14 protein-coding genes, 1 tRNA gene and 2 pseudogenes are annotated in these 10879 nt (G+C 64.7%); 12 read left to right on the top strand and 5 right to left on the bottom strand.

Going from position 1 to position 10879, the window contains the following annotated elements; genetic code table 11:
- Positions 1-649 precede the first annotated feature (649 nt).
- From ACIOEW_RS40900 to ACIOEW_RS40885, 4 genes and pseudogenes are all read left to right on the top strand, one after another.
- Positions 650-1285 (top strand): transposase, encoded by a 636-nt coding sequence (locus ACIOEW_RS40900; protein ID WP_401970654.1) that lies wholly within the window; start codon positions 650-652, stop codon positions 1283-1285.
- A pseudogene (locus ACIOEW_RS40895) lies at positions 1248-1331 on the top strand (hypothetical protein); the annotation flags it as partial. The gene ACIOEW_RS40900 and the pseudogene ACIOEW_RS40895, both read left to right, overlap by 38 nt.
- 93 nt (positions 1332-1424) lie before the next feature.
- Positions 1425-1536 (top strand) — tRNA-Arg (locus ACIOEW_RS40890).
- 154 nt (positions 1537-1690) lie between these two features.
- Positions 1691-2377 (top strand): IS30 family transposase, encoded by a 687-nt coding sequence (locus ACIOEW_RS40885; protein WP_401970653.1) that lies wholly within the window; start codon positions 1691-1693, stop codon positions 2375-2377.
- Between the two features lie 113 nt (positions 2378-2490).
- Here the strand turns inward: ACIOEW_RS40885 and ACIOEW_RS40880 are convergent, their stop codons facing one another.
- Positions 2491-2679 carry a hypothetical protein gene (locus ACIOEW_RS40880; protein ID WP_401970652.1) on the bottom strand — a complete coding sequence of 63 codons (189 nt, stop codon included), beginning with the start codon at positions 2677-2679 and terminating at the stop codon, positions 2491-2493.
- Here ACIOEW_RS40880 and ACIOEW_RS40875 point away from each other — a divergent pair.
- Positions 2606-2764, top strand: coding sequence for an IS3 family transposase (locus ACIOEW_RS40875; protein ID WP_401970655.1), 159 nt, complete (start codon positions 2606-2608; stop codon positions 2762-2764). The two genes, ACIOEW_RS40880 and ACIOEW_RS40875, sit on opposite strands and share 74 nt — an antisense overlap.
- Before the next feature lie 42 nt (positions 2765-2806).
- On the opposite strand, the pseudogene ACIOEW_RS40870 reads toward ACIOEW_RS40875, so the two are convergent.
- A pseudogene (locus ACIOEW_RS40870) lies at positions 2807-3004 on the bottom strand (IS30 family transposase); the annotation flags it as partial.
- Between the two features lie 392 nt (positions 3005-3396).
- Between ACIOEW_RS40870 and ACIOEW_RS40865 the strand changes: the two are divergent.
- Together ACIOEW_RS40865 and ACIOEW_RS40860 are read left to right on the top strand one after the other, a co-directional pair.
- Positions 3397-3837 carry a peptidase inhibitor family I36 protein gene (locus ACIOEW_RS40865; protein ID WP_401970650.1) on the top strand — a complete coding sequence of 147 codons (441 nt, stop codon included), beginning with the start codon at positions 3397-3399 and terminating at the stop codon, positions 3835-3837.
- A gap of 168 nt (positions 3838-4005) precedes the next feature.
- Positions 4006-4467, top strand: coding sequence for a peptidase inhibitor family I36 protein (locus tag ACIOEW_RS40860; protein ID WP_401970648.1), 462 nt, complete (start codon positions 4006-4008; stop codon positions 4465-4467).
- A 287-nt stretch (positions 4468-4754) separates the two neighbouring features.
- On the opposite strand, the gene ACIOEW_RS40855 is transcribed toward ACIOEW_RS40860, so the two are convergent.
- The 3 genes from ACIOEW_RS40855 to ACIOEW_RS40845 all read right to left on the bottom strand — a co-directional run bounded on the left by ACIOEW_RS40855 (position 4755) and on the right by ACIOEW_RS40845 (position 6265).
- Positions 4755-4898: a hypothetical protein gene (locus ACIOEW_RS40855; RefSeq protein WP_401970656.1), complete on the bottom strand. Its 144-nt coding sequence runs from the start codon at positions 4896-4898 to the stop codon at positions 4755-4757.
- A 103-nt stretch (positions 4899-5001) separates the two neighbouring features.
- Complete coding sequence (locus tag ACIOEW_RS40850) at positions 5002-5229, bottom strand: transposase (protein ID WP_401970645.1); 228 nt, start codon at positions 5227-5229, stop codon at positions 5002-5004.
- Positions 5230-5470: 241 nt separating this feature from the next.
- On the bottom strand, positions 5471-6265 hold the full coding sequence (locus tag ACIOEW_RS40845; RefSeq protein ID WP_401970642.1) for a transposase: 795 nt from the start codon (positions 6263-6265) through the stop codon (positions 5471-5473).
- Between the two features lie 642 nt (positions 6266-6907).
- Between ACIOEW_RS40845 and ACIOEW_RS40840 the strand changes: the two genes are divergently transcribed.
- The 5 genes from ACIOEW_RS40840 to ACIOEW_RS40820 all read left to right on the top strand — a co-directional run bounded on the left by ACIOEW_RS40840 (position 6908) and on the right by ACIOEW_RS40820 (position 10845).
- On the top strand, positions 6908-7984 hold the full coding sequence (locus tag ACIOEW_RS40840) for a bifunctional DNA primase/polymerase (protein WP_401970640.1): 1077 nt from the start codon (positions 6908-6910) through the stop codon (positions 7982-7984).
- A complete protein-coding gene (locus ACIOEW_RS40835) occupies positions 7981-9543 on the top strand; it encodes a phage/plasmid primase, P4 family (RefSeq protein WP_401970637.1) in 1563 nt (520 codons plus the stop codon). The genes ACIOEW_RS40840 and ACIOEW_RS40835 overlap by 4 nt, the downstream gene beginning before the upstream one ends.
- Positions 9544-9666: 123 nt before the next feature.
- Positions 9667-10050, top strand: a complete 384-nt coding sequence (locus ACIOEW_RS40830) for a DUF6009 family protein (RefSeq protein WP_401970635.1) — start codon at positions 9667-9669, stop codon at positions 10048-10050.
- Between the two features lie 193 nt (positions 10051-10243).
- Positions 10244-10588, top strand: a complete 345-nt coding sequence (locus ACIOEW_RS40825; RefSeq protein WP_401970633.1) for a helix-turn-helix domain-containing protein — start codon at positions 10244-10246, stop codon at positions 10586-10588.
- Positions 10483-10845 (top strand): winged helix-turn-helix domain-containing protein, encoded by a 363-nt coding sequence (locus ACIOEW_RS40820; RefSeq protein WP_401970632.1) that lies wholly within the window; start codon positions 10483-10485, stop codon positions 10843-10845. Before ACIOEW_RS40825 ends, ACIOEW_RS40820 begins: the two co-directional genes overlap by 106 nt.
- Positions 10846-10879 lie beyond the last annotated feature (34 nt).

Below are 10879 nucleotides of genomic sequence, written 5' to 3'. Positions count from 1 at the left end.
TCGGACAACGTGATCGCCACAGCAGAAGGCCCCGAATTCGACATGACGACACGGTACTTACTAACCCACAGGATTTCCGGCGCATCACACTAGCCACCTGGACCGGCACCTGCCCCACCTGCCGACAACCCACCCCATGGGACTGCTGCATAATCGGGTGACACCTGACCTGGCTCGCTGAGAGGCGGCCTGGAAGGATGTTGCAGTGCCCAAGCCGTATCCCGAGGAGCTCCGCGAGGATGTCGTGCGGGTCGCGCGCAATCGCGAGCCCGGCGTCACGCTGGAACAGATCGCCGCTGACTTCGGCGTCCATCCGATCACGCTGTCGAAAAGGCTGCGCAGGCGAACCTGCCGTCAAAATGATGTACCCGCTCGTCCGCGAGCTGGCCGCCGCCGTTGCCCCTCACCGGGTGCCGTGGCGGTGACATGCCGGGTGCTCGGGCTGGCTCGCCAGCCCTACTACCGGTGCTGGCCCGGCCGGTGACCGATACCGAGCTCGCCGAGGCATACCCGGCCACCGCCCTGATCGACGCTCACCGCGACGACCCGGAGTTCGGCCACCGCTTCCTCCTCGACGAGGCCCGCGCGGCCGGCGAGTCGATGGCCGAGCGAACCGCCTGGCGGATCTGCAGGGACAACGGCTGGTGGAGTGCCTCCGGCAAGCGCAGTGGCTGCGGGAAGAACGCCAAGGCCGGGCTGCCTGTCCAAGGATCTGGTGCGGCGGGACTTCACCGCAGCCGGGCCAAACCGGTTGTGGCTCACCGACATCACCGAGCACGCAACCGGCGAGGGCAAGCTGTACCTGTGTACCGTCACGGACGTGTACTCCAGCCGCGTCGTGGGCTATTTCATCGACGCCCGGATGAAGTCCAGCCTCGCGGTGAGAGCCCTAGAATCCGCCGTCGCCCGTCGCGGTCAGGTCGCCCAATGCGCTGTTCATACCGATCGCGGGTCGCAGGGCGGATACAACTGGTCGTCGCAGCACCTTGATCACGGAGGTATGCGATGGGACGAGGTGAGAAACAGAAGGTGCCTGGGCGGCTGCGGGAGCGCGCCGGCAGTGGGCGGCGGATCGGGCGATGCGAGCGCCCATGCGTTCACCGGGTCGGCCGGAGCCATCTCGTGCAGTGCAGCGCCACTTCTGGCGGCGGGTCGCGTCGGGAGTGACGACGGCGGAGGCTGTTGGCGATTCATGGCCGGTCGGAACCCGGTGGTTCCGTCACGCTGGCGGGATGCCGCCGCTCAGCCTGGACGAGCCCACCGGCCGCTATCTGTCCTTCGCTGAGCGTGAAAAGATCGCGCCACTGCGCGCCCAGAAGCTCAGCGTGCGGGAGATCGCTCGCAGGATCGGCCACCACGCGGGCACGATCTCACGCGAGCTGCGCCGCAACGCCGCGACCCGGAACTGCAAACCGGTCTGCCGGGCTGTGGTGGCGCAGTGGAAAGCGCAGCGGGCTGCGAAAGGCCCGAAGACCGCGAGGCTCGCAGGCGACGACAGGTTGCGCGAGTACGTCCAGGAGTGGCTCGCTGGCAGCGTCCGTCGCCCCGATGGCATGATCATCACCGGTCCCCAAACGCCTGGGTGGAAAGGGCTGAACAAGCCGCATCGGCAGACAGACGCTGGGCGACGGCAAGGAGCCCGGAGCAGATCTCGCACCAGAACCATGTTGACTTCCCCGATGATGAGTCAATGCGCATCAGCGACGACGCGATCTACCAGGCGCTGTTCATCGAAGGCCGTGGCGCGCTCAAGCGGGAACTGGTCACGTGTCTGCGCACTGGCCGGGCGCTGCGGTCTCCCCGTGCACGGTCGCAGAACAAACCGCAGGGGCATGCCACCGCAGACGTCATCCTCATTGAACGCCCCGCCGAGGCCGGGGACCGCGCGGTCCCCGGACACTGGGAAGGCGATTTGATCATCGGGACGGGCCGCTCCGCGATCGGCACGCTCGTCGAGCGCAGCGGCCGCTCCACGCTCCCGGTACATCTACTTCGGCTGGACGGCTGGGGCGAGAGTCCGCCCCTGAAGAACAGTCCGTCGCTCGGCGGCTACGGCGCCGTCGCGATGAGGGGCGCACTGACGGCGTCGATGACGCAGTTGCCCGAGCAGCTACGCAAGACCCTCACCTGGGACCGCGGGAAGGAACCCTCCAGTCATGCCCAGTTCGCTCTCGATACTGGGACGAAGGTGTTCTTAGCCGATCCGCACTTGTCCTGGCAACGACCGACAAACGAGAACACGAACGGGCTGCTGCGTCAGTACTTCCCGAAGGGCACCGATCTCTCCCGCTGGTCGTCCACGGACCTCGAAGCCGTCGCCATGGCGAGGGCTGACTCTATCCGGCCACGGTCATCGACATCGCCTCCCAGCGCGTGATCGGCTGCGCAACCGCCGATCACCTACGGACCAAGCTGGTAGCCGACGCACTGACAGCCGCCTGCCGGCAACGCCGCCCCGCCCCCGCCGGGCCACCGCCCGCACCGCGGCTGTCAATACACCAGCCAGCAATTCGCCGCCCTGGCAGCCCGGTTCGGGGTTCGGCTATCGATCGGCCGCACCGGGCAGTGCTGAGACAACGCGCTCGCCGAGTCGTTCTTCTCGACCATCAAACGCGAACCGCTCGGCACCTCCGCCTGGCCCAGCCGGGCCACCGCCCGTACCGCGATCTTCGACTTCATCGAAGGCTGGTACAACTTGCACCGACTGCACAGCAGCCTCGGCTACCGCAGCCCCGCCGAGTACGAGAACCCACTCGCAGCCTGACCACCACACCAAAGGTGTCCGTCAAACCGGAACAAGCTCACCCAGGTCATGCTCGGTGTGAACGGACAGGTCTGTTCCCTTGGGACAGGCCTGTCGCAGCAGTCCCTTTGTGTTTTCGTTCGTACCACGCTGCCATGGTGAGTGTGGATCGCAGAAGTAGATCCGAAATTCTGTAAGCGCCTCGATGTTCTCATGCAGTGTCAGTTCGCGCCCTTGACCCCAGGTGAGGGTATTTCGCAGCTGAGCTCTGCTGAGGTGACCACTTCTCGGTGAGCTACTCGCGCACGAGGGTGCGCAAGGGCTCGCTTCTGCGGATCTTCTCGTCCTTGTCGTTGCCTGCGCAGCGGGCCTGAGCGGGCTGGATAGAGCCCGGGTGAACCCAGCTTGGACAGCTACCGTTGTAAAGAGTGAAGGCGCCTGCCCCTGGGGCGCCGAAGACTGAACCTAAGCTCCGGCGTGTTCTGCGTTGAGATCTCAAACCACAGATGGTTCGCCTAGCGCACGTACGCGTCGTCGGCTGAACCGTCAACGGCAGTGTCACGTGTCACCAATGAGACCGCCAAGTGATTCCCCCGTCACTCGGCACCTCCGTTGTTGTGCTTCCCGACCGCACTCACCCCCTTGGAATCAAGATGAAGCTGCGTAAGATCCTTACCGGTTCGGCTGCGTTCGTAGGCATTTTGGCCTTGACGTTCATCAACGGCCCACAGGCCAGCGCAAGTGCCGATCAGTGCCAGGATGGCAAGTTCTGCATCTGGGCGGACCCGAACTACAACGGCGACTTCGGCCAGTCCCAGAACAGTCAGGGAAACCTGACGAACATGGACAACAAAACCACCTCGTTCTGGAATCGCACCGGGAAGACGGTCGTCCTCTTCAACTACGCAAACTACTTCAGCAGCGTCACCGGAGCGGGAAACTGGGGCAACAACTACCCCTACTGCGTTACGGTCCTGCCCGGCGCGGCGCACTACGACCTGAAGTCAGTGGACCCTCTGTTCAACGACACCGTGTCCTCTTTCTACATTGGGGGTACGTGCGTGGACTCCCCCTCGATCAGAACTTTCCAGTGACAAACGTCGCCGCCAACGGCTGAGATCTCGGCGCGGCCTTCTACGTACCACAGGGATGGGCCGCCGGCATCACGCCACAACCCATCCGGGCAGCCCCGCACTTCCCGGAAGTGTGCGGACTCCATTGCCCTGCTTTCCCAACTGGACTCGTCCCTCTTTGGAGTAAAAATGAAACTGCGTAAGGTCCTTACCGGTTCGGCTGCGTTCGTGGGCCTTTTGGCCTTGACGTTCATCAACGGCCCACAGGCCAGCGCAAGTCCCCAGCAGTGCAACACTGGCAAGTTCTGCATCTGGGCAGACCTGAACTACACCGGCACCCTCGGCCAGTCCCAGACCAGTCAGGGAAACCTGACGAACATGGACAACAAAACCACCTCGTTCTGGAATCGCACCGGGAAGACAGTCACCGTCTACAACTATGCAAACTACGTCAGCTCGACCAAAGCGGGAACCGGGGGAAAGACTTCCCCCTACTGCGTTGTCGTCCGACCCGGCGCGTGGTACTCCAACATGAACACAGTGAACCCCCTGTACAACGACAGCGTGTCCTCCTTCGAGGTCGGGGGCACATGCACGAAGTCGCCCGTGACCTACATCTTCGAGAGTAAGACCGGCACCCCCAAGAACTGAGAACTCCAAGCGGCCTCCTACACGTCACAGGAATGGGCTGCCGACGTCGCACCAAACCCTCTCCAGCCGGCCCCGCACCCTTCGGAAGTGCGGGGCCTACGGGGGTCTGTACAGCGAGTGGTATACCCGTGGGTTGGTTGTTACTCCTGTGCTGCGGTGAGCCGGGCTTCGAAGGCTATATCGATGGCCGACGATCAGGCCGGTGGCGTCGGTGAACCTGGCCTTGTAGGTGGTGGTGTCGCCGACGCCGGTGCCTGGGGGCAGGCTTCCGTCGCTTTGTCCAAGGGTTACGCGCCGGTGCCGGTCGGGTCCAAGCTCATGACCGCGAGGTAGAAGCACTTGAGGGCGGCCTTCTCCGTGGGGATGTGCCCGCGGGCGGGGATGGCTTTGCGGATGCGGGCGTTGACGACTCGATCGCGTTGGTCGTGCATACGATCTTGCGGATCTCGACGTCGAACTGGAGGAAGGGCACGATCTCTCCCAGGTGTTCTCTCTCCCACACCGCACGATCGCGGGGTACTTCGCGCCCAGGCATCACTGGAAGTCGCCGAACAGTGCGGTCGCGGCCTCCTCGGTCGGCACGGTGTAGACCGGACGGAGATCCTTGGCGAGCTTCTCCCAATCCTGCCTGCCCGCGTAGCGGAAACTGCCGCGCAGGAGGTGAACCACATAGATCTGCGCGATCGTCGCAGGCCAGAAATCATTCACCGCATCAGGCAGACCGGTCAGCCCGTCGCAGACGAGCATCAGGACTTCCCGCACGCCTCTACTTTCTTGATGTCGGTGAGGACCTGCAGGCAGTACTTGGCGTGTCAGCCCTGGCAGGGACTATTAGGCAGGACCTCTGCTCGTTCAGGAAGAGGTGAGCGGCGGTCACGAGCGTGACGTGGCGGTGCCAGCCAGCGAATGAACAGGCCTCAAAGTGATCGAGTCCGAGCGTCGTTCTCAGCTCACGGTAGTCGTGCTCGATGCGCGCCAGTGTAGCTTCGCGAGCCGGACCGGATCACGGTCCGGGATGTCGGCCGGCAGGTTTGAAATCCAGTGCTTGACCGGCTCGGTTTCCCCCTTCCGGCCACTGAGTGATCAGCCATCGCAGTGCGATGACACCGTTCGAGGCGGTTTTGGGGCGGCGGCTGGCGAGGCGGACACGCAGGAAGTCGAAGCGGGCGGACATAGCTGCCTTGGAGCCTTTGTGCCAGGTGACCGTGACCGTTCGTGCACGTCCGGCGGCCATGACGTGTTCACGCAGCCTGACGGGGCGGGCCCGGTAGCGGGGCGGACGTGGTCCGAGCCCGCCGTAGGGCGGCTGGTGCCGTAAGGCCGACTCGGCATGGGGTCTTCCAAGCCATGGCGGAAGTCGGTGTTCGTAACCGGTGTCCGCGACCTGCACCGCGGGCCGCAGTCCGACCGCGGCGAGTTCAGCCACCATGTCCAGCGCGAGCTGCCACTTCAGCCGATGCCGCTCTTGTTCGCGGATCCGCCAGCGGGCCCGACGATCAGCGGCTTCGTTATTGTCCCAGCTGCCGTGCAGGAACAGCCGCCAGGACAGCGGGCACGAGGGCGGCGCACATCGCTGCGGAGAGCAGCATCTCCCGGGCAGCGGCGCATTATGGATGGACTCTGGCGGGCCGAGGCCTTCACGGCCGATCCAGCAGGCCAATCTTTGCCCTGAGCCACACCGCCCCTCACGATGAAGCGCGGCTCGTCCGTGGCTGATGGACGGCTGTACCGGCTGGCTTGGAATCGGCCGCCGACCGGCACCGTAGGGCACGGCGGTGCTCTGCGCTTGCCGCGGCATCGACCCGGTTCTTTGGTCTTCCAGAGCAAAAAGAGAAGGCCTGGCGGGCGCCGAGCGGGTGTCAGATCCGGTACGGGGAGGGCTCGTCAATCTTGGGTCCCTCTTCAGTCCCTCGTGGAAAGATGCAGGTCAGAAGCTCAAGGCCTGACGATGTCAGGGTCCGAAGGGACTGAAGGGACCAAACTTCCTTGTTTCGTTCTTCATGGGTGTGCGTGTGTATGCGCACACACGAAGCTGAAGCCATACCTTGCGGGCCGTTCATAACTACGATTTCTCAGTCCCTTCAGTCCCTCGAGCTGACACAATATGCCGTCTGACCTGCACCTTTCCCTGAGGGACTGAGGAGGGACCCAACCACGTCGAAACCTTCAGTCCCTCTACCCAAGACCCACGTCCCGACACGCCCGACCGCCCCAGCCCGGTCAGCCCTGCCAGCCCACTCCGTCTTCCCAGGCAGCAAAGGGACTGAAGGGACTTAAGTCAAAAAACAAGGCCATCTCCGCTCAAACAGCTCCTGTAAGCTCTGCCGCGATTGGAAAACTCAGTCCCTTCGGTCCCTTGCCTGGAAATAGGGGCGCTGTGACCTGGCCTTTTACCCCAGGGACTGAATTAAGTTGTTGGCCCTCAGCAAGGACGATCAACGTGCCAAGTCATAGTGAGACCAGTGGCTCCCCCAAGGCGGGAACCACGAGTCCCTACGCTGTTGCGCGCTGGTGCGCCGGAAACGGCTGGCCTGTCCACCCACTGGCAGCCGGACGAAAAACCCCCGTCGGAAACTGCCCGATGTGCCGCGAGGAGCCCCACCTGCCTGCGAAGTGCCCTTGCCATTCCGCAGGCAGGTGGTGTCACGGCTTCCATGCAGCGACCACAAACCCTGCTCTTCTGGAAGCCTGGTGGGGAAAACACCCGCGCCAGGGAGTCGGAGTGTCCTGCGGCCCGGCAGGCCTCGTCGTTTTCGACATCGACGCCCATAGTGTCGAAGTGCCTGACCGCAGCAAGCTCCTCCCCGGCATCTCAATCCACGAGAGCGTCAACCTTGCAGGCCTCGCCTCCGGGTTCGACACCGTCGCTTTGTTGGCCGCTCTCCGTGGCCAACAAAGTCCAGCAGACGACGACAGCACCCTTCGCGTCCGTACACCATCAGGCGGACTGCACGTCTGGTACCGCACACCTCTCGAAGGCCCGCACTACCGGTCCTCAGTGGGCTCCAGCCCAAAGGTCTCCCTCGCCTGGCAAGTCGATGTCCGGTCCGTCGGCGGCTACATCGTGGCCCCGGCCACCCGCACGTCCGCCGGGACGTACACCGCCGTCGGACCAGCGCGACTTCCTGGAGACCTTCCAGACTGGCTTGCTGCGGAACTCGTGCGCACCGGCCACGCGGTAACCCATGAACCGGACCCGCCACCACCACTAGGTCTCGTTTCCGGACGGCCGACCGGTCGGCGTGCCCACCAGCTTCTAACGCCACTCCTGGCTCAGGTGGCAGCCTGCGCGGCAGCGACCGAGGGAACCGCCTTCACTGAAAAACTGAACCGCGCTTCCTACACCGCCGGCGGCCTGATCGCCACCGGTTACCTCACCGAAATGCAGGCACGCGCCCTGTTGAGCACAGCGGCCGACGCCGCACGACCCCACCGCAGCCGGCACAGCCTCTCAGTCATCGCCTCTGCCCTGTCTGCTGGTGCAAGCCGGCCGCTCCATTTCAAAGGACGCCCATGAGCAGCGCCGACAGCCCACGCTTCGACGCCACTGCCGCAGCGCAGCAGATGCTCGATCTCGAAGTCCCGGCAGGCCAGCCGAGCCTGCCTGCCCAACAGAACACTTCCGCGGTCCGTGAGCCGCCTTCTCAGGCAGGTCAACTTCCCGGACTACTTACAGACCGCGGCAACGCCAAGCTGTTCGCGGTGATGTTCGGCGACCAGTTCCGACATGTCGAGGGCCTGGGCTGGTACCACTGGGACCAGTACCGCTGGAAGCGCACCGGCGGTGAAAAGGCAGCAGTCTGGGCAGCTGGAGACCTGGCCGAACAAATGCCCGCCACCGACCCCACCGGCCAATACACCGATCGCGACCTTGCCTCCCACCGCCGACGCTCCATGTCGACCCCCGGGATCAAGGCCCTGCTTACCCAGGCCAAAGCATCCCCAGCACTCGCTCTGGACCCCGACGTCCTGGACGGCGACCCCTACGCCCTGTGCACCCCCGCAGGGGTCGTCGACCTCCACACCGGCCACCTTCACAAGCCCGACCCCGAAGCAGACATGCATTCCCGGGCCACCAGCGTCGCTCCCGAAGCGCTGCCCACCCCCCGCTGGCACCGCTTCCTTCACGACACCTTCGGCGACGACGCCAAAGGTGAGGAAACCATCCACTTCCTCCACCTGCTCCTCGGCTACTCCGTCACCGGTGACGTCGGTGCCCAGGTCCTGCCCTTCCTCTACGGAACCGGCGCCAATGGGAAGTCCGTTTTGCTGGACGTCATGACGCAGATCCTCGGTGACTACGCCCAGGCAGCACCGCCCGGCTTCCTCATGGAAAAGGGCAAGTTCTCCGAGCACTCCACCGAACTCACCGAACTCCACGGCCGCCGCATCGTCGTGTGCTCAGAACTCAAACCGAACGATAAGTTCGACGAATCCCGAGTCAAGCTCCTGACCGGCGGCGATCGCATCATGGCCCGCCGCATGCGACAGGACTTCTTCAGCTTCAACCCCACCCACAAGCTCTGGCTGCTCGGCAACCATCGCCCAGAAGTCGGCACTGGGGGCCACGCCTTCTGGCGACGGATCCGATTGATCCCCTTCGAACGTGTCGTCCCGGCCACCCGCAAGATCGACAACCTTGCCAAGGAGCTTGTCCAGAGCGAAGGCCCCGGCATCCTGCAGTGGCTCATCGAGGGGGCCAAGCTCTACCTCGCCACCCGTGACCCTCTGGCAGGACCTGCCATCGTTCGCACCGCCACCGAGGCCTACGCGACCACCGAAGACCACATCGGCCGCTTCCTCACCGAATGCTGCACCACCAGCCCACACGATCGCACCACCGAACGCGGGCCGGGAGACCTTCGCGTCGAACAAGGCCTCCTGTATGCCACTTACAGCAGTTGGTGCAGCGCGGGGGAAGGCATTCGTCCAGCTACTGCCCGCGCCTTCGCTACCCGCGTACGCCAGGAACTGTCCCTCGCCTCACCCGCCGACATGATGAAGTCGAGCGGCAAGAAGTACTACCCCGGCCTGGGACTCCTCACCGACGACGAAGCCCAGGCCAACCATGTCTGATGCGCGCACCCGGCACACACCTGCCGACCCGGCCTACCATAAACACGGTGCCCCCACCCGGGAACCTACTCACCACACCCACGCCGGCCTCCCAGCCGGCACAAACACAAAGGGGCTGCGGCCATGAGCTCGCTGCTGAACGAGAGCGACCTCCACCACGAAAGCTGCGTGGTCTGGCTGGAGAACCCCGACAACCTCGACTACGTACGCCAGGCCCTCGACAAAACAGCCCGGCGCCGCGGGAAACCTCGCTACGAACGCGACGGACGCATGGTCGGGTACACCGAGCTCCAAGCTGACGCCGAAGCCGACCCCGACAGCGGACTCCATCTCCGCCGAGTCTTCTTCCTGCTCCCGCACGACCGCGACGCCGACCCCGACGGCCCCTACCACGAAGGCGCCCCCGGCGAAGCCGTCGACCCCAGCACCATCCAGCCCAAACGCGTCGGTGACAAAACCCCACGCTCCCAACGCGGCCCCGCTGCAGCTATAACAGCCACCCCCTGACCACGTCATTGAATGCACTCTGTGGGCACGCGGCATAGTTCCGCGCATCACCCGGCGGAGAGTCCAGAGCTCAGTGCGCGCCTCGGCCGCCGCCGCCAATGGGGGTCCAGCAAACGGATCGTAGCTATCTATTGAGGTTCTCCTGTTGGCGTCGGGTGGTGACGGTTCATGATCCCTGCGGCATGCCGGTGGGGTGAGGTATTCGGAGGGTGGGGGCCTGACCGCTGAGCGTCGGGCGTTTCGTGAGGAGATCCGGCTTCAGGTCGGGCAACGGTTCACGGCGGGTGAGAAGACCTCGTTGATCGCGAAGGACTTGCGAGTGAACGTGCGGTCGGGGGAACTCTGGCGTCGTGCCTGGCGCGAGGGTGGCACGGAGGGCCTACGTTCCGCAGGTCCGGCGACTCACCAACCATCACCGATGCCCAGCTCGCCGTGCTGGAGGAGGAACTCGGCAAAGGCCCGGTGCCGCACGGCTTCGAAGACGAACCCTGGACCCTGGTCCGGGTTCAGGCGTCAAATCCGCGTCGGCTGCGGGTGAGCCTGTCGGTCGCGACGGTGTGGCGGCTGCTGAGAGTGCACGGCTGGTCCTGGCAGGCACCCGCCTGGACAGCACTGGAGCGTGACGAGCACGCGGTGGAGCTGTGGAAGAAGGAAGTGTGGCCCCGGGTATTAGGCTTGCGGCGGCTGCCTCTGGCGCCTGGATCCTCTTCGAGGACAGGCCAGCTTCTCGATGCCCCCCCCGTTACCGTTTTCGTGGCTCCGCAATGGGGCCTCCGGCCTTCGGGTCCGGCATGACTTCCCCCCCTTGTTGTTGATGATCCGGGGGGTG

It is taken from the genome of Streptomyces sp. NPDC087901, assembly GCF_044742205.1.
GTDB lineage: Bacteria > Actinomycetota > Actinomycetes > Streptomycetales > Streptomycetaceae > Streptomyces.
The sequence above is the reverse complement of the archived record's forward strand: the minus strand, read 5'-3'. Positions and strand labels throughout refer to the sequence as shown.